Raw genomic sequence first — 25,034 nt, 5'->3', positions numbered from 1 at the left:
TGTTATGCTCCGCTGAACGAAAAAAGGCGGAGGTGCTAAGAGCGACACCCGGCAGGGCGAGGGACGCGATCAACGGCGCGAAGTCACCCCTTTCCCCTGAAAGCCCCCTAGTTCAGCCGGTCCTCCAGCTGCGCAGCCATCTGCTCCTTGTGGGCCCGGCGTCCGGCGTCCCGGATGGCGATCTGCTCGTTGACCCGCAGTCGCAGGCCCTTGAACAGGAACATCGACAGCGGGAAGGCGATGATCAGCGCCAGCAGTGCGCTCATCAGCAGCGGGAAGCTCTGGCCCATGCCCAGCAGGATAGCGAGAGACTGGATCAGCACGGTCAGCACCAGGAACAGCACGACCCGGGCGAGGCCGTAGAGGAAGATGTCACGCCAGGCCTTCCCGGACAGTTTGGTGGGGGCGAGATCTTCGGAGCTGCTGGTGTTGTTCACGCTGGTGTCGTTGCTACTGGTGTCGTTCACGCCCACCAGCTTACGACCGCCCCGGGCCGACACCCAATCCTCCGCTTTCCCACTACTTCCCCACTACGTCCGCACCGCTTCCTCGTCGCCTACCCCGCGGTCGGTTGAACAGCATTCACACGCGAGAATCGACGTAGCCCCACCATGCGGCTAGCATGGAGTCTGTAGACCATATTCGACGCACGTCAACCTCCGGAGGGTAGCAACCATGGGACGACTGGTGATTCTCGTGCTCGTCATCGTCACCGTCATCGTACTGTGGAAGGCTTTCGGTCCGAAGACCTGGAACAACGGTGAGGGGCCGAGCAACGGATCCGGCAACGGCCAGTTCCCCCAGCTCGGACGGCAGAAGCGCAAGCCCGTCGAGCGCAAGGGCCCGGACGACGACCCGGACTTCCTCTGGAACCTGAAGAAGGAACGCTTCAAGGCCCAGCGTGAGGAGGAACGCCGGATCGAGGAGGCCCGGGAGCGCTACGACCGGGAGACGAAGAAGGAGAAACGCGCCGGGCAGGACGCCCCCTCCGCGAAGGATGAGGGGGAGCCGGCCACCGGGGAGAGCAACACCGACAAGTCCAACGACAACCGTGGTGAAGGACGCACCGACGGCCACGGGGACGGTCGGAACGACGGCCAGTCCGAGGGACGCGGCGAAGGCGCCGCCTGACCGAGACTGTCGCCCCTTTCCCGTGCGGGTCCCGGGCGGATCACCGTGTGGGCGGGGTGACGCTCCGGGCCCGGTCGAAGACCTCCCAGGCCACCGAGGCCGGGGTGTGTCCGGTGCGCAGGTGGTCGAGCAGCAGGAACACCGCATCCCACCGGGCGTAGGTCCACGCCCGCTCCAGGAGATCACCAACCAGATCACCAGCCAGCTCTGCCACCCGGCGCGGCAACGCGGGGTCCAGGGCGAAGAGGTGGGCGTAGTCCAGGGCGGGGTCCCCGATGTTCATGTCGGAGAAGTCGATCACCCCGAGACTGGCACCGTCCCACAGCAGGTGCGAGTCGTAGAGGTCCGAGTGGATCAGCCGTCCGTCTGAGGCCGACAACTGCGAGGACAGCAGCACCTCGACGTCCTGCACAATCGACTCCACGATCCCCAGGTCTGCCGCAGCGATCCGGCCCGGCAGCAGTTCGGACGCCCGGGACCTCACCAGCGCAGCTTTCGCCGGCAGCGCCCGCGGCGAAGTGGTGTTCACCCTTCCCTCCGCCGACCACCAGGACACCACGTTGCTGACCGGCGGGGACATCACGTCCACCCCGTGCAGCAGTCGCATCAGTCCGGCGACCTGCCTGGTCACCGTGTCTTGACGGCCGGCGCCCAAGGTCGAGTAGACCTGTGCGTCCAGCGGTTCACCGGCGATATGGCCCTGCAGGGTCACCGATCCGTCGGCGATGGTCAGCGCAGGGACGGGCAGCCGTACGGAAGGGACGTCCTGTACCGGGGCGACGTCCGATGACATCACCTGGCCAGCCAGCAGCTCCAGCACCTCGGCCTCGACCGGGGCCTGGTCGCGGTAGGCGTCCGTGCGGGGCAGCCGCGCGACGAGATCAGCACCGGCATCAGCACCATCGTGCAGCACCACGACCTCGTGGTCCATGCCCTGCGGCGGTACCGACACCGATGACCAGCTCAGCGAAGGGAAGCCGGCCCGCACCCGGGCGATCACTGCGTCCGCACCACCGCCCTCGTCTGCGCCACTGCCCCCGTCCGAACCACCCATGTGCCCGGAACTCACCGGTCCCGACCGCGACGCAGCAGCAGGCGCAGGTAGTCCGCGTAGTCAGCCTTGCCCAGCTGCTCAGCACGGGCGACAAGGGCACGATCATCGATGAAGCCCATCCGCCAGGCGACCTCCTCCGGGCAGCCGATCTTCAACCCCTGGCGCTGCTCGATGGTGCGCACGAAATCGCCCGCGGCCATGAGGTTGTCCACCGTGCCGGTGTCCAGCCAGGCGGTACCGCGCGGCAGGATCTCCACCTGCAGGTCCCCACGCTCCAGGTAGGCCCGGTTGACGTCGGTGATCTCCAGTTCGCCACGCTCCGACGGTTCCAGCGATTGGGCGATGTCGACGACGTCCGGGGCGTAGAAGTACAGCCCCGGCACCGCGAAGTTGGACGCCGGATCGTCCGGCTTCTCCTCCAGCGAGGTCGCCGTCCCGTCGGCGTCGAAGTCCACGACCCCGTAGGCGGTCGGGTCGGCGACCCAGTAGGCGAAGATCGCCCCACCGGTGACGTCCCGGAAGCGGCGCAGCTGGGAGCCCAGGCCGGCACCGTAGAAGATATTGTCGCCGAGCACCAGGGCGACCGGCTCATCCCCGATGAAGTCGGCGCCGAGGATGAAGGCCTCGGCCAGGCCGTTCGGGGCGTCCTGCACGGCGTACTCGATGGAGACACCGAACTGGGAACCGTCGCCGAGCAGGCGTCGGAACTGGTCATTGTCCTCCGGCGTGGTGATCACCAGGATCTCCTGGATGCCGGCGAGCATCAGCGTGGTCAGCGGGTAGTAGATCATCGGCTTGTCGTAGACCGGCACGAGCTGCTTCGACACCCCGAGGGTGATCGGGCGCAGCCTGGAGCCGGTTCCGCCGGCGAGGATGATGCCACGCATCAGTCGTCCGCTTTCTGCTGGACGGCCTCCCAGGTCAGCCGCAGTTCCCTCTCCCAGCCGAGGCATTCGTCATAGGACGGCAGGGCCCGGCCGGACGCTTCGAACTCGGCGACGGTGGGCGCGTCACGGTCCTTGTCCGACAGGACGAGGTCATCCATGGGCAGGCCATGGGCGCCCCAGTCAATGCCAAGAGCGGGGTCGAGCGGGTTGATGCCATGTTCCACGGAAGGGTTGTAACCCTCAGACATCAGATAGTTCAACGAGGCCGGGCCGCCACCGACGGGAATGCCCGGCGCGTGGCCGACACCGACCGGCACGTACAGTCCCCTGCGGTTCTCCGCGGACAGCTCCACCACGATGTGCTTCATGAAGGTCGGCGAGCCGCGCCGCAGGTCGACCAGGACATCGACGATACGTCCGGCGACGCAGGTGACGTACTTGGCCTGGCCCGGGGGAACGTCGGCGAAGTGCACTCCCCGGATCACGCCCTCCTTCGAGGTCGACAGGTTCGCCTGCGGGATATCCAGCGGGTAGCCGAGCTTGTCGGCGACCACGTCCGCCTTGAACCACTCGTGGAAGGTGCCCCGGTCGTCCGGGAAGATCTTCGGGGTGGCGACCCAGGCACCCGGGATCGCGAGGTCGGTGATCTCAGTCATGCGCACCATCCTATCGTCGCCATTGTCGCCGCGGCCGGACGCCAGGCGGCCGGACTGCACCAGCACTGCCTTGAATTGATATGTTTCTGGTAGTAAAATTTCTCGGATGAGAAAACGACCACTCGGGAAGCTCCTCGCGCGAGCCGCCACCATGGCCAAGCCACTGGCACCGGCGCTCAGGGGATTCACGACGCCGCTGACTCCCACCGACTACGCCACCCTCTTCGACCCGCTGCGGGGACGAGAGATCCGGGGGCGGATCACCTCGGTCGAACAGCACGGGTCCTTCACCACCCTGACCATCGAACCCGGCCCCGGCATGGTCGGTACCTTCCAGGCAGGGCAGTTCATCGGCCTCGGCCTGCAGATCGACGGCCGCTGGCGCTGGCGCTGCTACTCACTGACCAACCCGCCGGTGCGCAAGCCGCGCAGCCTTACGGTCAGCATGAAGCCGGTGCCCGGCGGCGAGGTCTCCGGGCACGTCGCCAGCCATGCGGTCGCCGGTCAGATCATCCGGCTCTCCGCCCCCGGCGGCGACTTCCACCTGACCTCCCCGGTACCCGACAAGCTGTTGTTCATCACCGCAGGCGCCGGCATCACCCCGGTGATGTCGATGCTGCGGTGGCTGCACCAGGAGCACCCGGGCACGACCATGCCCGACGTCGTCCACATCCACAGCGAGCGTGGCCCCACTCCCCCGGACCCGTTCGCCGCCGAGTTGGACGCACTGGCCGAGGAGTCGCCGTCCTACCGGTTGATCAGCTGGGATTCCACGGAGTCCGGACGCCTCAGCGGCCAGAACGTGCAGTCATCGGTGCCGGACTGGGAGACCCGCGAACGCTACGCCTGCGGCCCTGTGCCGCTGCTCGATAACCTCATCGAAGCGATGCCGGGCACCCGCACCGAACAGTTCCACAACCAGGGTGCCGGCGCCGGCACCGGTGAAATCAACCCCGAGGACCTCGGCGGCGAGATCGAGTTCGGCGGGACCGGTGTCACCACCACCTCGTCCGGATCCACCACCATCCTCGAGGCCGCCGAGGCCTGCGGGGTCAACCTGGTCCACGGCTGCCGCATGGGCATCTGCCGGACATGTGTCACCCCCATCACCGACGGCATCGCCGTCGACCTGCGCGACGGAGCGTCCTACGGGCCCGGCGAGCAGATCCGGACCTGCAGCTGCGTGCCTTCGGGACGCCTGCACATCGCCACCAGTTGATTAAGAAACGGAAGAGGTAGAAGAGAACTTGGCCATCCAGGACATCAACGCCTACGCCCATCTCTCCGACGAGGACATCCGTGACATCGGAGCCCGCCTCGCCGCCATCGAGAACGAGCACCGCGACGCCCTCGGCGCCGGGGACGCCGACTACATCAAGTCCCTGATCCGCGCCCAGCGCACCCTCGACCTCATCGCACGGATCGCCACCGCGTCGTCCTCCACCGTCACCGTGCCTGCCGGCATGATGTTGGCGATGGCGAAGATCCTCGAGAACCTCGAGATCGGCCACAACGTGATGCACGGCCAGTGGGACTGGATGAACGACCCGGAGATCCACTCCTCCACCTGGGAGTGGGACAACACCGGCCCGTCGTCGGGGTGGAAGCACTCGCACAACGTGGTGCACCACACCTACACGAACATCATCGGCATGGACAACGACATCGGCTACGGCGTGCTGCGGGTGACCCGCGACCGCACGTGGACCCCGATGGCCATCTTCCAGCCGCTGATCAACATCGTGCTGGCCAGCCTCTTCGAGGTCGCCGTCGGGTTCTACGATGTGGACCTGGGACGCTACTTCACCGGACGCCAGACCTGGGAGGAGACCAAGCCGCGTCTGATGGACACGGTGAAGAAGGTCGGACGCCAGGTCGGCAAGGACTACGTCCTGTTCCCGGCGGTCGCCGCCGTGGTCGGCTACCTGCTGCCCGGCAGGGGCGCGAACCGGACCAGCCGTGCCGGCCGGGCACTCGAGGCGAAGAAGCGGGCGAAGGCCGCGGTGAAGACCGCGGTGATCGGCAACATCGCCCGCAACGTATGGGCCTATGCGGTGATCTTCTGCGGACACTTCCCCGACGACGTCGAGACCTTCACCAAGCGCACCCTGGAGGAGGAGACCCGCGACGAGTGGTACCTGCGGCAGATGCTGGGCTCGGCGAACTTCCGGGGCGGTACCGTGTTGTCGATCATGTCCGGCAACCTGAACCACCAGATCGAGCACCACCTGTTCCCCGACATGCCGTCGAACCACCTCTCGGCGATCAGTACCGAGGTCGAGAAGATCGCCGCCGAGTACGGTCTGCCGTACAACACCGACAGTTTCCCCAAGCAGTTGATGCAGGTGCAGCGCACACTGCTGAAGCTGTCACTGCCGAACAACATGCTGCGGGCGGATGCGTCGAACGCCCCGGAGGTTCGCTCGGACGCGGCGTTCACCACGAACCCGGAGATCGCCGAGGCGACCGGGCCCCGGCAGCTACGCAAGGGCCTGGCCCTGCTGAAGAAGGCCCGGCCGCGGTTCCTGGCGTAATTCTGGGCGTGATTCTGGGCGTGACCCGCTAGTACCAGTAGATTCCGTCAGCGTTCTCGGCCTCGTCCTCATCGAGATCGACGTCGAACTGGAACTCGAGGCCGGTCGGGGTGACACCGGCCCCGTCATTGGTCTGGTAGCTCAGCACCGCACCCTGGTAGACGACGTCCTCCTCGAGATCGTCGATTGCTTCAGGAAGCAGATCGGATTGGTCGATGTCGCAGTCCTCCGGCACTGCCCCCTCGACCACATTGGCCGGATTGCCGTCCTCATCGACGGCGCGGAGCTCTGGGGGTTGGACGTCCTGGTCCTCCTCATCTGCAGTACCTGCTGACTCTGATGAGTCGTCCAGGCCCAGGAACTCCAGTTCATAGGTGATGCAGACGAACTTCTCGACCTCGCCGGCGTCCGCCCCAACCTCGATGTGGTCACTGTCCAGATCGGTCAGTTCCTGGGCAGTGACCTTCCAGTACTGTTTCGGCGAGGCCGCTGCAGAGTTGTCGCCATCACCGGAGTCCTCGGCAGGACGCGGGGTGACGACGTACGCCGACTGGCCGAGCGACAATTCCCTCCCCAGCTGGGTGGGGTCGAAGTCCTCCGGTGCCCCCGTCAGGTCAATGTCCTCGATGGAGACCGAGTCGTCGTCACCACTTCCGGCGTCCGCACCGTTCGCGGTGTCTGTGGAGACCGCGTCGCTGATCTCTTCCATGGAGCAGGCGGTCAACGCCAGGGCGGGAACGGTGATTCCGGCGATGAGCGCGCGACGAAGCATCCTGAAGTCGGTCATGGAACTGAAGTCTAGCCCTGTGTCGTCTCAGACTTCAGTGCGAAACCTGAGACTCTTGAACTCGTACCGGGATTGTTGCCGACTAGTTCCAGTAGATGCTGTCGGCGTTCTCCAGGTCCTCGAGGTCAGCCTCAAAGCGGAACTCGAGACCGGTCGGGGTGACGCCGGAGCCGTCATTGGTCTCGTAGCTCAGCGCGGCATCCTTGTAGACCTTGCCCTCCTGCAGCTCGTCCTGCCCACTGGGGAGCTCGTCGGAGGAGTGGATCCCGCAGTCGGACCCACTGGACATGAGGATCGTGTTGGCACCGTTACCGTTGTCGTCGACCGCACGCATGTACGGTTCCTTGACGATATGGGCAGTCTCCGGGTTGGACCCGTCACTGGCACCGAGGAACTCGATGTCGTAGTTGACGCAGAGGAACTTCTCGACTTCGTCAGCGTCGGAAGAAAGTTCGATGTCCTCCTTCGGGACATCGGTGATCTCCTGGGCGGTGACCTTCCAGTACTGGATCGGGTAGGTCTCGTCGTCATCCTCACCGCTACCACGCTGAGTGACCACGTAGGCGTCGTCGCCAAGGCTCAGCTTCGATCCCGGAGCGGTGAGCTCGAAGTCATCCGGGGCGCCTTCCAGTTCGACATCCGAGGCAGAACCGGAGTCCTCGCCGTCGCTGTCGCTGCTGTCGCTGCCGTTCGAGGAGTCGGGCGAGCTGGAGTCCGAGTCGGAGTCATCAGAAGAGCAGGCGGTGAGGGCGAGTGCCGGGACAGCAAGTCCGGCAATGAGGGCGAGGCGGAGCTTCCTGAAATCAGTCATGGAATCTGACTATAGACCTCGGGAACTCAGCGCATACATAATACTCTGAAATTCCCTGGACAGATTCCAATCAGCGCCACTGCACGATCCCGCCGTGCAACGGGTCCAGGTCGGCCCCCTGCGCCTGGAACTCGAAGCAGATCCCTGTGGTCCCCACCCCGCATCCCGGACGAACCCCGGTGACGACGGTCCCGCGGTAGGTGGCACCCTCGACCAGCTCCTCCACGTGCGAGGGCACCTCGGCGGCAGCGTCTGCACCCTCCGCACCCTCCGCACTGTCGACACTGTCGGCACTCTCGGCGCTCTCAGCAGCGGTGAGTACCGGCACGGCGACAGCCGGCTGGATGACCGGGTTACCGTCGTCCCCCGCCCCCAGGAAGGTGATCTCGTAGGGGACCTCGAGAAGGCCCTCGACCAGCTCAGAACGATGGGCACACAGGGCGGTGATCTCCCAGTAGAGCGTGTGCCCCTGCGGTAGCCGGGTGAGCACCTCGGCGGTCTGCCCAGTGGTGAGTTCCGCACCCGGGAGGGTGATGTTGAAGTCCTGCGGCGGGCCGGGCAGGACGATGGCCTCGTCCCCGATCCGGTAGGCAGAGTCCGGACGTGCACTGGCCAGCCGGGGAATGGCAGCCCCGGAAAGCAGCATGGTCCGCCAGGTGCGGCGGCACTTCGGGACGGTGACGACGCGGGACATGGTCATGATGGGGATTCCCTTCCTACTGACGATGGCGAGTTCTCGTGGTGTAGTACCCACTCCACTTTCGTGGGCACGTGGAGAACCCTATCCTTAGTTACTTTCGCAAATGCATGCTTTTGGTGTAACCGGGGTCACACACCACCGCCGATATTTACCCCCGAGACCCGGAATTCCCTCCCCCAAGCTGGCCCTCATGCCCCCAGGGTGCCCTCACGCCTCCGGGTCGAGGATCTCCTCGGTCTGCCGGTAGGCCTCCTCGGCACTCCTGCGGCTGACCTCCCACCAGTCGCGGTTGTCCCGGTACCACTGGACCGTGGCAGCCAGCCCCTCGGAGAAGTCGGTGTAGTGCGGCGTCCACCCCAGGGACTCCATCGACGACGGGTCGATCGCATAGCGCAGATCATGCCCCGGACGATCGGTGACGTGCACGAACTCCGAGGAATCCCGGCCGAAGACCGCCAACAGCTCGTGGATGCACTCCAGGTTCGACTTCTCGCCGTCAGCACCGATCAGGTAGGTCTGACCGGAGACACCCTCCTCCAGGATCCGCCAGACCGCGGAGTTGTGGTCGTCAACGTGGATCCAGTCCCGGACGTTCTCCCCGGTGCCGTACAAGCGCGGGGCCTCCCCGTCGAGCAACCCGGTGATCTGACGCGGCAGGAACTTCTCCGGGTGCTGACGCGGGCCGTAATTGTTCGAGCAGTTCGAGATCGTCGCGCTGAGCCCGTGACTGCGCACGAAGCCGCGCACCAGGTGGTCGGCGGACGCCTTCGACGCCGAGTACACCGACGACGGGGTGTACGGGGTGTCCACGGTGAACCGGTCCTCGGCCCCCGGCTCCCCAGAACCACGCAGCGGCAGGTCACCGAAGACCTCGTCGGTGGAGACGTGGTGCAGGTGCACCCCGTGTCGGACGCACGCCTCGGCCAGCACCGCGGTGCCCTCGACGTTGGTGCGCACGAAGCGCAGCGGGTCACGCAGGGCGTTGTCGTTGTGACTCTCCGCGGCGAAGTGGACCACCGCCGCCGTACCGTCGCCGACCGAACCATCACTTTCCCCGGCAGACGTGTCGGCAGCCAGCGCACCAATCAGCTCATCCACCAGCGCAGCATCGCAGATGTCGCCCTCGACGACCTCCACACCGCCGCTACCGGCACCAACGCCACCACTCGCGGCACCACTCGAAGCACCATCGGGGCCGTCCAGCCCCGCGAGGTTCGCCGGGTTCGCCGCATAGGTCATGGCGTCCAACACCGTCACCGCCGTCTCCGGGTACTCCTCCCGGGTGGTGTGCACGAAGTTGGAGCCGATGAAACCGGCCCCACCGGTCACCAGCAGGCGGGTGATCCGGCGGGGCCGGTCGAGAGCGGGACGCATCAGTTCAGTCCGGTCGGTTCAGTCCGGTCGGTTCAGTCCGGTCAGTTCAGCCCGGCGTAGGAGTGCAGGCCGGAAACCACGATATTGATGAAGAAGAGGTTGAATACCATGGTCGCGAAGGCCACGACGTTGATCCACGCCGCCGGTTTGCCACGCATGCCCGGGGTCGCGCGGGCGTGCAGGTAGGCCGCGTACAGCAGCCAGGTGATCAGCGAGACGGTCTCCTTGGGGTCCCAACCCCAGATGCGACCCCAGGCGAAGTGCGCCCAGATGGCGCCGAAGATCACGCCGAGACCGAAGATCGGCAGGGTCCAGATCGCGGTGCGGTAGGCCAGGGCGTCCAACTTGGAGGCGTCCGGCAGCGGCGTGGCGATCGCGCCGAAGAAACCCTTCTCCTTGCCCTTCGGCTGGGAACGGCGGAAGAGGTACATGAGCGAGGCGACACCGGAGACCAGGCCGATCGAACCGCCGATGGAGACGGTGGAGACGTGGATCCAGTACCAGTAGGAGTTCAGCGACGGGACCAGCGGCTGAACATCGGAGTACAACTCGGTGCCGGCGTAGAACATCATCATCATGTTCGGGACCAGAAGCCACGGCCACACCACCCGCATCGACGGACGACGCAGCAACACACATGCCACCAACATCGACACACCCGTGATCACGGTGACGTACTCGAAGAGGTTGCCCCACGGGAAACGCTCGGCGGCGATACCGCGGGTGACCAGGAACAGGAAGTGCACCGCGACACCGAGCCACACGACCATCTGGGCCATGCCACCCCACTGGTCGGTGCGACGGAACTTCTTGCGCAGGGTCTCCACCTGGAAGTTCTTCGGCAGATCCTCCTCGCTCATCGAGCCGGTGGCGATACCGGAGACGTCGTGGCTGCCGTCGTCGGCGGCGTCCTTCTCGTCAATGTCGTCGATGGTGTCGCCGGTGTCCACGGTGTCGGACGCACCAGCTGCCCCGGCACCGGCACCGACGGAGACCTTCGAGGCAGTGTCGGCCTTGGCCTTGGACTCCCCGAGGATGCGGGCCCGTTCACGACGGGCATCGGTCGCCGAGCGCAGCATGCCGTAGTAGACCAGCGAAATCACCAGGGCGACCAGGTAGATTCCTGCAGTTGTCGCATAGGCGACGTCCGAGAAAGTCGCCAGCCCCTCGTTGCCGTTCATCCGTCGTTTCCTCCGTAAATTCGCACAGGCCGATTGCGGCCATACGGAACCCAAGAGTAGTGCCGGTCAGCAAGGTTGACCAAACTACGTGACCTAGAACTCAGCGGTCACCAGGGCGGTCATTTGGTGTCGTCGGTGTCGTTGTCGCCGTCGGCGGCATCGGACGCCGTGTCGGATTCAGGCTCCACCGCGATCTCGCCCGCAGCGATCTCCCGGTTCAGTTCCCGGTCCAACTCGGCCTCCCAGTCGTCCCACTCACCATCGTTCTGCTCGATCTCCCCGTCCAGCTCCTCGTCCTCCAGATGCAGCAGCTCCTCGGCGACGCGGTTGAACTCACGACCCCAACCGGCGGAGTCGGTTCGTGCCAGCCCGGCGATCTGAAGGGTGGTGGTGCCGTCGCCGTTGCCGGAGACGCGGACCCAGAAGCGGCGACGCTTGATCGTCAGTGAACCGACCAGGCTGATCAGCATCAACACCGCGAAGCCCAGCACCCACGTGGTGGTAGGGTCTTGGCTGACCTGGAGGTTCACGAACTCCTCGGCGCCGTCGAAGGTGATCCTGGTGCCATCGGCGAGGGTGATGGACTCACCCACCATCAGGTTGACCCGGTCGAGCTTCTGCAGCGCACCGCTGTGCAGCTGTCGGGAGTCGAGGGCGAAGATGTTCTGCCCGGCACCGGAGTCCAGGCCGGTGTCACCGCGGTAGATGTCGATCGCCACCGCCGGATCCGTCATCGCCGGGAAGGAGGACTGCAGTAGAGCATCGTTCTCACCGGAGAACTCCGCCGTCGGGGCGAACAGGCCCTGGATCGCGATCTGGTTCTGACGACGGTCGTAGAGGTCCGGGTACATGCCGGCCGGTGGGTCCATCTTGATCGCACCGGACGACAGGAAGTAGGTCAGGTCGTCCGGACGGAACTGAATGGTCTCGGTGCGGACCTCGCCGTTGGGCCACTCCACGGTGAACGTCGGGGCGTAACCGTGGCCCTGCAGGTACACCAGGTCGCCATCGACGTTGAGCGGGTGGTTCACGCGCAGTTGGGTGTGGTCCCACTCCTCGACCGGCTTGGTGGCGTCCTGCCCCTTGGCCCAGTCGATGTCGGAGGTGAAGTTCGTGGCCTGGCCGGTGGGTTCGTAGGTGGCCTCGAAGTTCTTCACGTTCACGCAGAACGGGTTCAGGGTGGTTCCGTCGAACGCCGGTCCGTTCCGGAAGCTGTCGAAGTTCGCCACCGCGGTATTACAGAACTGGGAGCTCTGCGACTCCGTGCCGGCGATCACGATGACCTGGCCTTCGTAGTAGACCAGACGTCCGATGAGGATGGTGACCAGCACACCGACCAGGGACAGGTGGAAGACCAGGTTGGACGCCTCGCGCATGTAGCCGCGCTCTGCGGAGTAGGACCACTTCCCGGCCCGGTCCTTGTCGGCTTCGGTCGCCCCGCCGGTCCACTTCTTGAAGCGTGCGGTGACGTCCTTCTGGACCTGGTCCTCCGGCAGGTCCACGGTGCCCTCGACGTAATTCGGCATCCGGGTCAGCCGCTTTGGTGCGGCCGGCGGCAGGGTGCGCAGTGCCTTGTAGTGGTCCCAGCTGCGCGGCAGGATGCAACCGATCAGCGACAGGAACAGCAGGACGTAGATCGCCGAGAACCAGGTCGTGCTGAAGACGTCGAAGAGACCCAGCTGGTCGTAGATCTCGGCGATGCGCCCGTTGTTGGCGAGGTACTCCTCCACGTTCGACTCGCTCAGCGACCGCTGCGGCAGCAGTGCACCCGGGACGGCCGCCAGTGCCAGCAGGAAGAGCAGCACCAGCGCGGTGCGCATCCTGGTCAGCCACTGCCAGGCCCACTTCGGCAGTTTCAGGAGCCAGCGAAGCATGGGGACCTTTCCGTTAGAGTACGAGAGTAGTCAGTCAGTTGTGGATCAGTGGTGGTGGATCAGATCGGCAAGGTCGTGTCGGAGACCAGGCCCTGGCGCAGCCAGTCGATGAACAGTGCCCACTGGCCGGAGACCAGCAGGACACCGACGATGATCATCATGGCACCGCCGATGAGCTGGATGGTGCGCGAGTGCCGCCGCAGCCAGCCCACACCGACCAGGGCCTTCGCCGAACCCAGCGCCACCAGGATGAACGGTAGGCCCAGCCCCAGGCAGTAGGCGATGATGAGGATGACGCCACGGACGGCGGTCATCCCCTCGGTACCGGCGGAGACGGAGATGATGGCCGCCAACGTCGGCCCCAGACACGGCGTCCAACCCAGGGCGAAGACCCCGCCGAGCAGCGGGGCCCCGGCCACGGTGGACCAGCGCTTCGGCGCCATGCGGGTGTCGTTCTGCAGCGGGCGGATGAATCCCATGAACACCACACCCATCAGGATGGTGACCACGCCGCCGACCCGCATCAGGACGTCCTCGTTCAGCTTCAGTGCACTGATCGCACCGAAAACCGTGGTCGTGGCCAGCACGAATACCACGGTGAACCCGGCGACGAAGAGCAGGGCGGCACCACCGGCACGTGCCCTCTTCTTGGTGACCACCGTGCCCTGCTTGGTGTACTCGGTGTCCGCGCCGACCACGCCGGCGAGGTAGGAGACGTAGCCCGGCAGCAGCGGGATCACGCACGGGGAAGCGAAGGACACCAGTCCCGCGATCACGGCGGCAAGCAACGCCAACAGGATCGGGCCCGAGGCTGCGGCGTCGGCGAAGGTGGAACCGATGTCACTCACAGCAGTGGCTCCACAGCGGCCCAGAGATCCTTGTCGTCGACCTCACGGAGGAAGACCTTCGACGGACGGTGCTCCTTGTCCAACACGATCGTGGTGGGGATGACCGAGGCCGGCAGGCCACCGAGGGCCATGGCGCTCATGAACGGCGGATCGTAGATCGAGGGGTAGGTCAGCCCGTTGTCAGTCTTGAAGTCGCGGGCCTTGTCGGCGACCGAGTCGCGGACATTGATGCCCAGCAGTGTGCCGCTGCCGTGCTCGTCCAGCTTCTCCTGGACGCGCTGCAGGTCATCGGCCTCGCTGCGGCACGGGCCACACCACTGACCCCAGGCGTTGAGGACGACGACCTCGCCCTCGAAGTCAGACAGGGAGATGGTGGTGCCCGGTTCCATGAGGGAGTCGCCGGAGATGTCACCGACCGGCTGACGATCATCCTCGTCATAGGAGATCTCGGTCTGCCCACCCGGGGAGACGAACTCGAAGGAACCGCCGGTGGCGACGGCGTCGGTACCGGCGGTGTTGTCCTCGCTGCAGGCGGCCAGCCCCACAGCCAGGGACGCAGCCATAAGCGCCGCGGCCACCGAACGGGTGGTGCGGCCTGCGCGGGAGGCCGGGCGTCGTGAGTCGGACCGTCGTGTCGCTACCTTCACCGGAGTCACCTTTCTCTCTGGTTCCCTCAGAGCGCCTGGGCCGGCTCGGAGTAGAGCACGTCGACCAGGCGGGAGTCGCCGTCACCCTCGAAGACGAGGGAGGTCACCGACGCCAGCTCACAACGACGGCGGGCCGGGTTGTGCCGCAAGGGCAGGCCGGCGGAGTCACGCTGTATGGTCACGATCGGTAGCTGGTGGGTGACGCACACCGCTTCACCACCGAGCGCACCCTGCCGGGCGGTGTCCACGGCACGCCACATGCGGTCGAGGATCGAGCTGTACGGCTCGCCCCAGCTCGGGGTGGCCGGGCTTTTCAGCATCGGCCACCGCTTCGGGTTCCACAGTGCCGAACGCACACCCTTGATGTGCAGTCCCTCCAGGTCATTGCCTGCTTCCAGCAGGTCCTCGTCCACTCCCGGGGTGACGCCGAGGGCGTCAGCAAGCGGGGCGACGGTCTCGCGGGCCCGCTCCAGCGGGGACGAGACGATGTAGGAGATGTCGTGGTCGGCCAGGTCTTGCGCGACCGCAGCGGCCATCTGCCGTCCGCGGACACTGAGGTGCCAGTCGGGAAGGCGGCCGTAAAGGATGCGGTCGGGGTTGTGGACCTCCCCGTGCCGGACGAGGTGGACGATCGTTGTCATGGGTTCACACCCTACCGCCCCTGCTGCTGAGGTCATAAGCGAACGGCATGGTCGGTGAGCTGTGACACACTGACGGTGAACGACATACACTTCGATTAATTCCCGGATGTACCTACTGCTGTTAGGCTAACCACATGACTAACCATTCGTCGGTCCGGGCCTTCCCCCACCGCATCCTCACCCTGCTGGCCCTGCTCGCAGCGTCCTGCCTGATCCTGCTCGGTGTCGCCGCCTGCGGCGACTCCACCGACGACAGTGCCGATGGTGGCGGTGACGGCGGCGACACCATCACCATCAGCCACGCACTCGGCGAGGCCGAGATCACCGGCACGCCCGAACGGGTCGTTGCGCTGGGACAGGGGTCCGCGGAGACCGCCATCGCACTCGGTGTCACCCCGGTCGGCACCGAACGCTATGACTGGGGTGCCGATGAGACCGGCCACCTGCCGTGGATCCGTGAGGCTGTGGAGGAATCCGGCGACGAGCTGCCCGAGCTGATCGCCGGTGGTGAGAAGGTCTCCGCCGAGGAGATCGCCGCACTGGACCCCGACCTCGTGCTCGCCCCCTGGTCCGGGCTCACCCAGGACCAGTACGACCAGATCAGCGAGATCGCCCCGACCATCGCCTACCCCGAGGCCGCGTGGACCATCGAATGGGAGGACCAGGTGAACACCATCGCCGAGGCGTTGCGGCAGGAGGAGCGCGGCCCGGAGTTGATCGAGGAGATCGAGGACCAGTTCGCCACCGTCCGTGACGAGCACCCCGAGTTCGCCGACCATGACTTCGCGTTCATCTACAACCAGGGCCCCGGCGAGAACATGGGGGTGTTCATGCCGGATGAGCAGCGTGCCGCTGTGGTGCGCGCCATGGGGTTCCCGGTCGCCCCGGTCGTCGAGGAACTCCGCGAGTTCGAGGTCGCGGGCACCGACTCCGCACAGATCAGTCTGGAGGAGGCGACCCGTTTCAACGACGTGGACCTGATCTTCACCTTCTACTCCGACGACAGCAACCGCGAGGAGATGCACGCGCACCCGGTGTACGGCTCGATCAGCGCCATCGAACGTGGGGCCGAGGTCGCGCCGACCGACCAGTCGCTGGTCACCGGCTCGTCGATGATCAACCCGCTGACCGTGCCCTGGTTGCGGGAGCACTACCTCTCGCTGATCGAGGACGCGCTGGAGAACACCGGGGGCGCGGGGGATGCTACGGACACTGCGGACACCGAGTAAAGCACCAAGGCAACACTCTTACTCCCGCTCCCTGTTCGTCTGAGGGGGTCAAAACCACCCGGGAGCGGGAGTGCAAGTGCGACGGCCGAGCGCGCGGGGCAGGTCAGGGGCGCGCGGCGGCGGCAGCCTTCGCGGCCGGCACCAGGGCGGTCTCGATCTGCTCGAAGTCGGCGTCGGTCAGCGCAGTGGAGACGAACCAGGTCTCGAAGACACTCGGCGGTGCGAAGACCCCGTTGTCCAGCAGTGCGTGGAAGAACGGCGCGTAGCGGGAGGTGTCCGCGGTCTCCATGTCGTCGAAGTTGCGGCCCTGGCCCTCTGCGAACCGGATCGACAGCATCGTCGTCGCCCGCTGCATGTGGTGGACCACGCCCTCACGGGTCAGCGCCTCACTGATCAGTGAGCTCAGCCGGTCGGCATTGGCCTGCAGGGTGGCGTAGGTCGACTCGTCCGCCAACTGCAGTGACGCCAGGCCCGAGGCGGTGGCCACCGGGTTACCCGACAGGGTTCCGGCCTGGTAGACGGGGCCGGACGGGGCGAGCATGTCCATGATCTCGGCACGTCCGCCGAACGCCGCGGCCGGCATGCCACCGGAGACGACCTTGCCGAAGGTGGTGAGGTCACCGGCGACACCGTCCACCCCGAACCAGCCGGAGCGCGAGGTGCGGAAGCCTGTCATGACCTCGTCGAGGATCAGCAGGGCGCCGTCGGCATGGGCGATCTTCTTGAGTGCGGCGTTGAAGCCCTCGTCCGGGTGGACCGTACCCATGTTGCCGGCGCTGGCCTCGGCGATGACCGCGGCGATCTCCCCGGGGTTGTCGGCGAAGGCCTGACGGACGGCATCCAGGTCGTTGTAGTCCACCACGATGGTCTCGGATGCCGCGGAGGCGGTGATACCCGGCGAATCGGGCAGTCCCAGCGTCGCCACACCGGAACCGGCGGCGACCAGCAGGGAGTCGACGTGACCGTGGTAGCAGCCGTTGAACTTCAGGATCTTGTCGCGGCCGGTGTAGCCGCGGGCCAGTCGCACCGCGGACATGGTCGCCTCGGTGCCGGAGTTGACCAGGCGGACCTTCTCCACGCTGGTGCGGTCGATGATCTCCTGGGCCAGGCGGGTCTCGGCCAGCGTCGATGCACCGAAGGACAGGCCCTTGGACGCCGCCTCCTGCACCGCGGCGACGACCTCCGGGTGGGCGTTGCCGTGCAGCATCGGCCCCCAGGAGCAGACCAGGTCGACGTAGTCGTTGCCGTCAATGTCAGTGAGTCGCGACCCGGCGGCGGAGGCGATGAACGGGGCCACCCCGCCGACGGAGCCGAAGGCGCGGACCGGGGAGTTCACCCCGCCGGGCGTGACCTGTACGGCCGAGCCCATCGCTGCCTCGCTGTTGACCAGGTTACTCATCTACTGCTCTCCCGTTCACGTGCGCTTGTGTGTACTGACCCCAGCATAACGGGGTCGTCCGACCATGCCCCCGGTCGCGGTGTAGTCGCGGTGGCCGATACGTGCCGAACGCCACTCGACCAGCAGTGACGACCCGAGCATCAGGGCCGTACCGAGTAGCGGGTTGAGCACGCCGGTCACCGCGAGCACCAAGGCCGCGATGTTGTAGCCCCAGGCGAAGAGCAGGTTGCCGTTGACCGTGGAACGCACGTGGCGGGCCAGGTTGAGTGCCTCGGGAATCGCGGAGATGTCCTCGCGGACCAGCACGATATCGGTGTCCCCGGCACCGGCACCGCCGGCGCGTCCCACCGACGGCGGGTCCAGGTGGTCGGCCGCACCCATGAGGATGCCGATATCGGCGACGGCGAGGCAGTCCGCCACGTCCCGGTCCCCCACCATCGCCACCGTCGCCCCGCGGGAGTGCACCCGACGCACCGTCGCCGCCTTACGGTTCGGGGCGATGCCGGCCAGCACCGAGGAGATGCCGACCGAATCAGCCATCCGCCGGGCGACCCGGTAGGTGTCGCGGGAAATCATGAACGTCTCCACCCCGGCGGTTTCCAGGGCATCGACGGCACTCGACGCATCCGGTGCGACCGTGTCGGCCAGGGTGATGACACCGCGGGCCTGCCCCTTCCAACTGACCACCACTGGAGTCCCGCCGCTGAGCGCGGCATTGACCAACATCGGGTTCGTAAGTTCCGAGAGATCCCGGGGTCGCCACAGACTCGCCAGTACCTGGCGGGCCGGTGTGCCGTCCGGCCCTGGCAGATCGATCGTCGCCGAGAACACGCCGCGCTCATCGACCTCCACCTGCCCGGCCTCCAGCCAGTGCGGCACCTCCGCCCCGCCGGCGCCGCTGTCACGGGACTCGCGGTCGGCACGGACGATCGCCCGGGCCACCCGGTGGGTGCTCTCCAGGCTCAGCGCACCGGCCACTCGCAGCACCAGCTCCGGGTTCTCGCCGGACGCCGCGGTGACCCCGATGACCGACATCGGGCCGGTACTGAGTGTTCCTGAGCGATTGAAGATGATCGCGTCGATCGCGGCGAGCTGGTGAATGGTATCGGCATTGCGTAGCAGTGTGCCGCCGGCGGCCGCGCGGGCCAGGCCGATGCGCAACGACAGGGTGGTGGACACCGCCAACGCCACCGGGGCCACCGCCACCAGCACGGTCAGCGCAGTCGCCACAGCCGCGTCCGCACTGTCGCGCACGGCGAACCAGCCCAACCCGGCGACAACGGCGATGACCACACCCCACGGCACCAGCAGGCTGGCGGTGCGGGTCGCCAGCTGGTCGAGGCGGTTCTCGTCCTGTTCCGCCGCGGCGATCCACCGGCGCACCGCGGCGATCCGGGTGCGTGATCCGGTGCGGCTGACCCGCACCTTCAAGGGTTCGGACGTCGCGTCGCCGAGGTGGCGGGCACCGGCGAAGACCTGCGATCCGACGGTGACGGCCCCCTGAACCTGCCCGCCATCCTGACGGTCGGTCGGTGCGCCACCGAAGGGGCCGTTGTCCAGCTCGGCCCGCCCGCCGATGACCTCGCCGTCGGCGGGAATGGATTCCCCACCGTGGACCAGGACGTCGTCGCCGACACGGATCTGCGACGGGGTGATCGTGAACTTCGCCGGACGCCCCTTCCGGTCGCGCCGCACCACCGTCACCGTGTCGTCACCCGATGCTCCCGTAGTTCCAGGCACGCCGGACGCTCCGGACGCCCCGGGTGGCAGGACGATGTTCAGCGCCAACATGGAGCGCAACCGGGAACGCCTCGACGCCAGGCGTCCGAACAACAGCAGCACGGTGCAGCCGCAGGCGACGTCGAGGAACAGTGCCTCTGCGTCGTATCCCCAGGCGGTGAGGACGCTGCCCGCCCGCCAGCCCGGGTCCCGGGCAGGCCCCGTGAACAGCACGAACGCCGAGTAGAGGTAGGCCAGGATGATGGCTGTCGACGACGCGGCGTCCAGGGCGGGTAGACCGCGACGCAGCCCGGCGATCATCGCCCGGTGGAACGGCCAGGCGCACCACGTCACCACCGGCAACGCGAGTGCCAGGCAGACCCACTGCCAGTAGTCGAACTGCCACGGGGTGATGATCTGCAGCAGGACCACCGGGAGTCCCAGGACGGCGGCGACCAGCAGCCGGGCACCGGTGATCAGCTCCCGGGCGGTGTGCAGCACCTCGGTGGTCTCCTGCCCGCCGGACAGCCAGGCGCCCCGCGTGCCGGTGGTGCCGGCGCCGGTGGAATGTGCCCTGCCGGGCGGGTGTCCTGTGCCGCTGCCGCCACCGTGACCGGTGGTCTCCCGTGACTGGCGTTGCCGCTCCTCGCGACGTCGCCGGTTCTCCGAGATATGCCTTCTCCCCGGGGCGGTGAGACGTTCGGAACGGCGGCGCAGCGAGGCCGCGGTCAGCCAGGACTCGGCCCCGTACTCGTGGAACACCCCACGCAGAATGTCGGGGTCCAGCGACTCCGGTGCCGTCACCCACGCCATCGCCGTGGAGTACACCACCCGCGCCTGCACCCCGGGCAGGGTGTTCAACGCGGACTCGATCTCCCCGGCGCGGACCGCGGAGGTCAGGCCGTCGAGGTGGAAGGTGAAGGACGTCAACTGTGCCCCGGCGCGGCGGGTGGTGCGGACGGTGGGGTGCAGGACGTCCGCAGTGTCTCCAGAGTCCGCAGTGTCTTCTATGTCCAGGCCCGCAGCATGGGCAGCAGCCCGGGCCGCCGTGATCGCGCGGGTGACGGCATCAGAGGTGTCGGAGCTGGTGTCGGCCATGTTTCAGCGTTCCAGCTCACCCGGACTGCCGCCGAAGAAGGTACGCACCGTCGGCCGGTACATCGCCAACGCGGCCAAGGCCATCACCAGGGCGATCAGCGCATGTTCCAGGCCACCGATGCCCATCACCCACGCCAGCACGGTGAACACCATGGTGATCGAGATGACCACCATCAACCAGCGGCGGCGTTTCCCGTCCCCCTTCAACAACGCCGGGAGCAGCAGGGCGATCAGCAGCGCACCGGCGATCTGCACGGTACCGACCCACTTCATGTTGGTGGAGACGGTGTTGATGTGCGCCATCTGTTCGGCGTCATCGACGACCGGACGCTCGATGATCCACATCATCACGCCGCTGTAGAGCAGCCCGATCGAGGAGATCAGCAGCAGGACGAATGCCGTCTTCGCCGTGCCGGGGATCCCGTCGCCCGGCTGCCAGTAGTCGATTCGACGGTTCGGGTCATTCGGGTCCGAGTTGTGGGAGACCGGGAACATGGTGGGCATGGTCAGCGATCCTTCTTCCGGCGTTCCTTCTCGGCCTTCTTCTCCGCGCGCTCCTTGTCGAGCTCCTCATTGCGCTTGGCCACCTTCTCGGCGTATGCCTCGATCTCGGCCTTGTCCGGCAGACCGAACCAGTCGGCGTTGTCCGGCCGGGTCACCAGCCACAGCCCCACCACGGCGATGACACCGGAGACAATGGTGCCGGCACCGATCAGCAGCACCATCGGGGTACTGCCGGTGTCCGGCGGCGAGGTGAAGACCTGCAGCAGCGCCATCAGGGCCAGGTAGATCGAACCGACGGTGAGGAAGGTACGCGAGCGGATCCCGCCGCGGGCCACCCGCGAGGTGAGGTAGGTACACACCGCCACCGCGATGAGGTTGACCAGCAGGCTGGTGATGATCGTGCCGTTGACCAGCGTCTGTTCGGTGACCCCGTCGGGCAACGAGAGAGTGTCCATCTGGGTGCGGACCTGGGCCATGACCGAGCGGGAGTCCTGCAGGGACATCACCATCTGCAGCACAGCGGTCAGGGTCTGGACCGCGGCGACGATGTACCAGGCGCGGACACCGTCGCGGACGTTCTCGGGGGCGTCCTTCGCCGACCGTGCCAGGCCGTCAGGACGTCCCACCTTCGGCGGTGTCGGGAAACCGTCGGACGGCCGGTTCTCGCGGCGTCCTACCTCCCAACGGTTGCCGCGCCGGTCGGCGCGGCGGCGTCCACCGGCGCGACGGCCCTGCGAGCCCTCGGGGTCCTGGGGGGTCTGCTGGTCCTGCGGGGTCTGCTGCGTCATGTGTGCTGTCTTTTCTGCGTCATATCCCGACCAAGCTTAGCCGCGTGGCACTCACCCACGCAGCAGGCGGGCAGCCTCGGTGGCCCAGTAGGTCAGGATGACGTCCGCCCCGGCCCGTCGAATACCGGTCAGCGAGTCCAGGATCGCCGGCTCCCGGTCGATCCAGCCCTTCTCGGCGGCGGCGGAGATCATCGAGTACTCCCCCGACACCTGGTAGGCGGCGACAGGCACCGAGGAGAAGTCGGCCACCTGGCGCAGGACGTCCAGGTACGGCATCGCCGGCTTCACCATGACCATGTCCGCGCCCTCCTCGATGTCGAGCTCCACCTCGAGCAGGGACTCGCGGGCGTTGCGCGGATCCTGCTGATAGGTCTTGCGGTCGCCCTTGAGCGTGGAGCCGACGGCCTCACGGAAGGGTCCGTAGAACGCACCGGCGTACTTCGAGGAGTAGGCCAGGATGGCGACGTCCTGGAAGCCGGCGGCGTCGAGGGCCTCGCGGATCACCCGGATCTGACCGTCCATCATCCCCGAGGGGCTGACCACGTGCGCCCCGGCCTCTGCCTGGGCGACCGCCATCGCCGCGTAGAGCGGCAGGGTGGCATCGTTGTCGACGATCGTCTGACCGTAGCGGTCCTCGGTGAGCACACCGCAGTGGCCGTGGTCGGTGAACTCGTCGAGGCAGGTGTCGGCCATGACGATGAGGTCGTCGCCGAACTCCCGGCGCAGTGCGGCGACACCCTTGTTGAGGATGCCGTCGGACGCCCAGGCCTGCGACCCGGTGGCGTCCTTGGTCTCGTCGGTGGGCACACCGAACAGGTCGACGGAACCGACCCCGGCGTTCAGCGCCTCTTCAGCTGCCTTGAGCAGGGAGGTTTCGGTGTGCTGCTGCACTCCCGGCATCGAGGAGATGTCGTTGGGGGCGTCGATGCCCTCACGGATGAACATCGGCAGGACGAACTGGGCGGGGTCCAGGTGGGTCTCCGCCACGAAGTTGCGCATGGTCTGGGTGGTGCGCAGCCGGCGGGGACGGCGGTACGGGGCGGTGGTGTCAGTGCTGATGCTGGTACTGGCGGCGTTGTCGGCGGCGTTCATGGCCCCGATGGTACGCCGCTGCCGCGTCCTGTCGTACTGCCCCGCCAGGCCGGTCAGCCCGACCCCGGAGCACGAAGGTCGTAATCCATCACACCTCCGCCGTTTTCTCGGAGGAGGTAAAAACTCCCTGACCTGCAGGTCTCACGATGTGGAAATCGCGTGAGGTGTGATAAATCGCGGCAGATCGTGGGAGGACGAGGCCGGGCGCCTACTGCTCGGGGTTGACCCGGCGCCGGCGGCGACGCTTGCGCGGCGGCGGCAACTGACCGGCTGCGCGCAGCTCGGCGACGTGGTTCGCCAGGGCGTCCACCAGCTCCGGGACGCCGGCAACCTCGGGCATCACGTCGACCCGCAGGCCGTGCTCCCGGGCGGTCTGGGCGGCCATCGGCCCGATACAGGCGATGATCGTGCGGGTGTGCGGCTTACCGGCGATGCCGACCAGGTTCTTCACCGTCGACGAGGAGGTGAAGCACACCGCGTCGAAGCCACCGGACTTGATCATGTCGCGGATCTCCTGGCTGGGCGGGGCGGCACGCACCGTGCGGTAGGCCACCACGTCCTCCACCGACCAACCGAGGTCGATGAGTCCCTCGACCAGGGTTTCGGTGGCGATGTCGGCGCGCGGCAGCAGCACCCGGTCCACCGGGTCCAGGTCAGCGTCGTACGGCGGGAAGACGTCCACCAGGCCAGAGGCGTTGCGGGCGTTCGCCGCCGGCAGCAGCTCCGGGGTGATACCCAGGTCGCGGACGGCCTGCGCGGTCTTCTCACCGACCGCGGCAACACGCACACCTGCCAGGGCGCGGGCGTCCAGACCGAACTCGGCGAGCTTCTCCCACGTCGCCTTCACCGCGTTGACCGAGGTGAACACGATCCAGTGGTAGCGCCCGTCGACCAGGCCCTTGACGGCGCGTTCCATCTGCGCGGGACTACGCGGCGGCTCGACCGAGATCGTGGGAACCTCGATCGGGATCGCACCGTGGGTGGCCAGCCGACCACTCATCGGGCCGGCCTGCGCCTTTGCCCGCGGCACCAGCACATTCCAGCCGTACAGCGCACGGTTCTCCCACCAGGAGTACTTGCTGCGGCTGCTGGCCTGCGTGCCTATGGTGACCACGAGCTGCTCGGGGATCTCGCCCTCCTTGGCCAACGGCCCGGAGGCGGCGACCACGGACTTCAGCGTGTCGAGGGTGACGTCGTAGGAGCGCTGGCGGCGGGTCGTGGCGTGCGTGGTAACGGTGACCGGGGTGGTCCCGGCGACGTTGCGGCGCTTGAGCTCACCGGTGATCACCACCAGGTCGCTCGGCGCGGCGGTGAGGATCAGCGGCTTCGGGGCGGCGGCGATGCCGTCCCAGTCGACCTCGGTGGTCTCGCCGGTGGCGGCGTCGGCGGTCAGGTCGACGGCGGTGTAGCCCTCACCGGTGGCGATACCGGTGTAGGCGGGCAGGGCAGAGGCCCCGGTCATGCCCGGGACGACCTCGAACTCCACACCCAGGGCGGCGACTTCCTGCAGCTCCATGAGCACGGCCGGGTTCGACACCGGGTTACCTGCCACCAGTCGCACCACATTGTGGCCGTGGCGGACCTTCTCGACCATGTCGTGGGCGAGCTGGTCGGCGGGCATGGCACAGCCGATGTCGGCGGGGGCTTCCCCGGCCGCGTAGGCCTCCGCGTCGGCGACGGCGCGGGCCTCGGCGGCGGCGATGTCGGACGCTGCCTCGGCGGTGTACGGTGCGGCGAGCACGATGTCGGCGGCGGTGACCGGTTCCGGACGCCGCGGTCGACGGCGGGCACCAGCGGCCTTCGCGGCCGCAAGGTCAGCCTCCCACTCCTGCTCGGCGGCGGCACGCTTGTCCTCGGGCACCGGCAGTGCTTCGGCGATGATGGCGCGCACCTGAGTGGTCACGGCCGGGTCGACCCACGCAGCGGCGGTGTTGGCCAGGATCTCGCGGGCACGGACGGTCAGCAGTTCTGCGCTTCCAGGTCCAGCGCCAACGAACAGGACGCGTCCCCGGCCGGTCAGCGAACCGGTGGAAGAACCGGTCTGGGGAATTCCGGCAGTGGTCATGGAGTGCTTTCTAGG

General features: G+C 67.1%; 23 protein-coding genes. 4 read left to right on the top strand and 19 right to left on the bottom strand.

Annotated elements, in window-relative coordinates; genetic code table 11:
* Positions 1-107: 107 nt before the first annotated feature.
* Positions 108-467 (bottom strand): DUF4229 domain-containing protein, encoded by a 360-nt coding sequence (locus tag ACTXPP_RS04890; protein WP_301494117.1) that lies wholly within the window; start codon positions 465-467, stop codon positions 108-110.
* 208 nt (positions 468-675) lie between these two features.
* Here ACTXPP_RS04890 and ACTXPP_RS04885 point away from each other — a divergent pair, with 208 nt between their 5' ends.
* Positions 676-1,131: a hypothetical protein gene (locus ACTXPP_RS04885; protein WP_301494115.1), complete on the top strand. Its 456-nt coding sequence runs from the start codon at positions 676-678 to the stop codon at positions 1,129-1,131.
* Positions 1,132-1,171: 40 nt separating this feature from the next.
* Here the strand turns inward: ACTXPP_RS04885 and ACTXPP_RS04880 are convergent, their stop codons facing one another.
* From ACTXPP_RS04880 to ACTXPP_RS04870, 3 genes are read right to left on the bottom strand one after another with little or no spacing between them, the layout of a single operon-like run.
* Positions 1,172-2,200 carry a phosphotransferase family protein gene (locus tag ACTXPP_RS04880; protein WP_301494113.1) on the bottom strand — a complete coding sequence of 343 codons (1,029 nt, stop codon included), beginning with the start codon at positions 2,198-2,200 and terminating at the stop codon, positions 1,172-1,174.
* Positions 2,197-3,072 (bottom strand): glucose-1-phosphate thymidylyltransferase RfbA, encoded by an 876-nt coding sequence (rfbA, locus tag ACTXPP_RS04875; protein ID WP_301494112.1) that lies wholly within the window; start codon positions 3,070-3,072, stop codon positions 2,197-2,199. Before rfbA ends, ACTXPP_RS04880 begins: the two co-directional genes overlap by 4 nt.
* The gene (locus ACTXPP_RS04870; protein WP_301494110.1) at positions 3,072-3,728 is read right to left on the bottom strand and encodes a dTDP-4-dehydrorhamnose 3,5-epimerase family protein; all 657 of its coding nucleotides are present in this window, start codon (positions 3,726-3,728) and stop codon (positions 3,072-3,074) included. The genes rfbA and ACTXPP_RS04870 overlap by 1 nt, the downstream gene beginning before the upstream one ends.
* 106 nt (positions 3,729-3,834) lie before the next feature.
* Here ACTXPP_RS04870 and ACTXPP_RS04865 point away from each other — a divergent pair, with 106 nt between their 5' ends.
* Together ACTXPP_RS04865 and ACTXPP_RS04860 are read left to right on the top strand one after the other, a co-directional pair.
* Complete coding sequence (locus ACTXPP_RS04865) at positions 3,835-4,947, top strand: flavin reductase family protein (protein WP_301494108.1); 1,113 nt, start codon at positions 3,835-3,837, stop codon at positions 4,945-4,947.
* Between the two features lie 28 nt (positions 4,948-4,975).
* Positions 4,976-6,262, top strand: a complete 1,287-nt coding sequence (locus ACTXPP_RS04860) for a fatty acid desaturase family protein (RefSeq protein WP_301494106.1) — start codon at positions 4,976-4,978, stop codon at positions 6,260-6,262.
* A gap of 28 nt (positions 6,263-6,290) precedes the next feature.
* Here the strand turns inward: ACTXPP_RS04860 and ACTXPP_RS04855 are convergent, their stop codons facing one another.
* The 9 genes from ACTXPP_RS04855 to ACTXPP_RS04815 form a co-directional block, all read right to left on the bottom strand.
* Positions 6,291-7,049, bottom strand: a complete 759-nt coding sequence (locus tag ACTXPP_RS04855) for a hypothetical protein (RefSeq protein ID WP_301494104.1) — start codon at positions 7,047-7,049, stop codon at positions 6,291-6,293.
* A gap of 82 nt (positions 7,050-7,131) precedes the next feature.
* Positions 7,132-7,860, bottom strand: coding sequence for a hypothetical protein (locus tag ACTXPP_RS04850; protein ID WP_301494102.1), 729 nt, complete (start codon positions 7,858-7,860; stop codon positions 7,132-7,134).
* 70 nt (positions 7,861-7,930) lie between these two features.
* A complete protein-coding gene (locus tag ACTXPP_RS04845) occupies positions 7,931-8,560 on the bottom strand; it encodes a hypothetical protein (RefSeq protein ID WP_301524679.1) in 630 nt (209 codons plus the stop codon).
* A 207-nt stretch (positions 8,561-8,767) separates the two neighbouring features.
* A complete protein-coding gene (locus ACTXPP_RS04840; RefSeq protein ID WP_301520566.1) occupies positions 8,768-9,934 on the bottom strand; it encodes a dTDP-glucose 4,6-dehydratase in 1,167 nt (388 codons plus the stop codon).
* Between the two features lie 41 nt (positions 9,935-9,975).
* Positions 9,976-11,115 (bottom strand): c-type cytochrome biogenesis protein CcsB, encoded by a 1,140-nt coding sequence (gene ccsB / locus ACTXPP_RS04835; RefSeq protein WP_301494096.1) that lies wholly within the window; start codon positions 11,113-11,115, stop codon positions 9,976-9,978.
* A gap of 119 nt (positions 11,116-11,234) precedes the next feature.
* Complete coding sequence (locus ACTXPP_RS04830; protein ID WP_301494094.1) at positions 11,235-12,989, bottom strand: cytochrome c biogenesis protein ResB; 1,755 nt, start codon at positions 12,987-12,989, stop codon at positions 11,235-11,237.
* A 59-nt stretch (positions 12,990-13,048) separates the two neighbouring features.
* Complete coding sequence (locus ACTXPP_RS04825) at positions 13,049-13,837, bottom strand: cytochrome c biogenesis CcdA family protein (protein ID WP_301494092.1); 789 nt, start codon at positions 13,835-13,837, stop codon at positions 13,049-13,051.
* On the bottom strand, positions 13,834-14,400 hold the full coding sequence (locus tag ACTXPP_RS04820) for a TlpA family protein disulfide reductase (RefSeq protein WP_301494133.1): 567 nt from the start codon (positions 14,398-14,400) through the stop codon (positions 13,834-13,836). The genes ACTXPP_RS04825 and ACTXPP_RS04820 overlap by 4 nt, the downstream gene beginning before the upstream one ends.
* A 110-nt stretch (positions 14,401-14,510) precedes the next feature.
* Positions 14,511-15,125, bottom strand: a complete 615-nt coding sequence (locus ACTXPP_RS04815; protein WP_301494091.1) for a histidine phosphatase family protein — start codon at positions 15,123-15,125, stop codon at positions 14,511-14,513.
* A gap of 134 nt (positions 15,126-15,259) precedes the next feature.
* Between ACTXPP_RS04815 and ACTXPP_RS04810 the strand changes: the two genes are divergently transcribed.
* Positions 15,260-16,354: an iron-siderophore ABC transporter substrate-binding protein gene (locus ACTXPP_RS04810; RefSeq protein ID WP_301494089.1), complete on the top strand. Its 1,095-nt coding sequence runs from the start codon at positions 15,260-15,262 to the stop codon at positions 16,352-16,354.
* 103 nt (positions 16,355-16,457) lie between these two features.
* On the opposite strand, the gene hemL is transcribed toward ACTXPP_RS04810, so the two are convergent.
* The 6 genes from hemL to ACTXPP_RS04780 all read right to left on the bottom strand — a co-directional run bounded on the left by hemL (position 16,458) and on the right by ACTXPP_RS04780 (position 25,019).
* On the bottom strand, positions 16,458-17,753 hold the full coding sequence (gene hemL, locus ACTXPP_RS04805) for a glutamate-1-semialdehyde 2,1-aminomutase (RefSeq protein WP_301494087.1): 1,296 nt from the start codon (positions 17,751-17,753) through the stop codon (positions 16,458-16,460).
* Between the two features lie 15 nt (positions 17,754-17,768).
* Positions 17,769-20,570 (bottom strand): heavy metal translocating P-type ATPase, encoded by a 2,802-nt coding sequence (locus ACTXPP_RS04800; RefSeq protein ID WP_301494085.1) that lies wholly within the window; start codon positions 20,568-20,570, stop codon positions 17,769-17,771.
* Positions 20,571-20,573: 3 nt separating this feature from the next.
* The gene (locus ACTXPP_RS04795; protein WP_301494083.1) at positions 20,574-21,074 is read right to left on the bottom strand and encodes a hypothetical protein; all 501 of its coding nucleotides are present in this window, start codon (positions 21,072-21,074) and stop codon (positions 20,574-20,576) included.
* 2 nt (positions 21,075-21,076) lie between these two features.
* A complete protein-coding gene (locus ACTXPP_RS04790; RefSeq protein ID WP_301494081.1) occupies positions 21,077-21,862 on the bottom strand; it encodes a hypothetical protein in 786 nt (261 codons plus the stop codon).
* Positions 21,863-21,913: 51 nt separating this feature from the next.
* Positions 21,914-22,954, bottom strand: coding sequence for a porphobilinogen synthase (gene hemB, locus ACTXPP_RS04785; RefSeq protein ID WP_301525272.1), 1,041 nt, complete (start codon positions 22,952-22,954; stop codon positions 21,914-21,916).
* Between the two features lie 208 nt (positions 22,955-23,162).
* Positions 23,163-25,019: a uroporphyrinogen-III synthase gene (locus tag ACTXPP_RS04780; RefSeq protein WP_301494078.1), complete on the bottom strand. Its 1,857-nt coding sequence runs from the start codon at positions 25,017-25,019 to the stop codon at positions 23,163-23,165.
* Between the last annotated feature and the right edge of the window lie 15 nt (positions 25,020-25,034).

Source organism: Candidatus Corynebacterium faecigallinarum, assembly GCF_052264515.1.
Taxonomy (GTDB): domain Bacteria; phylum Actinomycetota; class Actinomycetes; order Mycobacteriales; family Mycobacteriaceae; genus Corynebacterium; species Corynebacterium faecigallinarum.
This window is presented reverse-complemented; position numbering and strand designations above follow the sequence as displayed.

Coding starts and splice junctions, on each gene's coding strand:
- ACTXPP_RS04830 (WP_301494094.1), bottom strand. CDS start 12,989: ATGCTTCGCTGGCTCCTGAAACTGCCGAAGTGGGCCTGGCAGTGGCTG.
- ACTXPP_RS04850 (WP_301494102.1), bottom strand. CDS start 7,860: ATGACTGATTTCAGGAAGCTCCGCCTCGCCCTCATTGCCGGACTTGCT.
- ACTXPP_RS04870 (WP_301494110.1), bottom strand. CDS start 3,728: ATGACTGAGATCACCGACCTCGCGATCCCGGGTGCCTGGGTCGCCACC.
- ccsB (WP_301494096.1), bottom strand. CDS start 11,115: ATGAACGGCAACGAGGGGCTGGCGACTTTCTCGGACGTCGCCTATGCG.
- ACTXPP_RS04795 (WP_301494083.1), bottom strand. CDS start 21,074: ATGCCCACCATGTTCCCGGTCTCCCACAACTCGGACCCGAATGACCCG.
- ACTXPP_RS04800 (WP_301494085.1), bottom strand. CDS start 20,570: ATGGCCGACACCAGCTCCGACACCTCTGATGCCGTCACCCGCGCGATC.
- hemL (WP_301494087.1), bottom strand. CDS start 17,753: ATGAGTAACCTGGTCAACAGCGAGGCAGCGATGGGCTCGGCCGTACAG.
- ACTXPP_RS04840 (WP_301520566.1), bottom strand. CDS start 9,934: ATGCGTCCCGCTCTCGACCGGCCCCGCCGGATCACCCGCCTGCTGGTG.
- ACTXPP_RS04865 (WP_301494108.1), top strand. CDS start 3,835: ATGAGAAAACGACCACTCGGGAAGCTCCTCGCGCGAGCCGCCACCATG.
- ACTXPP_RS04780 (WP_301494078.1), bottom strand. CDS start 25,019: ATGACCACTGCCGGAATTCCCCAGACCGGTTCTTCCACCGGTTCGCTG.
- ACTXPP_RS04790 (WP_301494081.1), bottom strand. CDS start 21,862: ATGACGCAGCAGACCCCGCAGGACCAGCAGACCCCCCAGGACCCCGAG.
- ACTXPP_RS04845 (WP_301524679.1), bottom strand. CDS start 8,560: ATGACCATGTCCCGCGTCGTCACCGTCCCGAAGTGCCGCCGCACCTGG.
- ACTXPP_RS04815 (WP_301494091.1), bottom strand. CDS start 15,125: ATGACAACGATCGTCCACCTCGTCCGGCACGGGGAGGTCCACAACCCC.
- hemB (WP_301525272.1), bottom strand. CDS start 22,954: ATGAACGCCGCCGACAACGCCGCCAGTACCAGCATCAGCACTGACACC.
- ACTXPP_RS04820 (WP_301494133.1), bottom strand. CDS start 14,400: ATGGCTGCGTCCCTGGCTGTGGGGCTGGCCGCCTGCAGCGAGGACAAC.
- ACTXPP_RS04885 (WP_301494115.1), top strand. CDS start 676: ATGGGACGACTGGTGATTCTCGTGCTCGTCATCGTCACCGTCATCGTA.
- ACTXPP_RS04810 (WP_301494089.1), top strand. CDS start 15,260: ATGACTAACCATTCGTCGGTCCGGGCCTTCCCCCACCGCATCCTCACC.
- rfbA (WP_301494112.1), bottom strand. CDS start 3,072: ATGCGTGGCATCATCCTCGCCGGCGGAACCGGCTCCAGGCTGCGCCCG.
- ACTXPP_RS04855 (WP_301494104.1), bottom strand. CDS start 7,049: ATGACCGACTTCAGGATGCTTCGTCGCGCGCTCATCGCCGGAATCACC.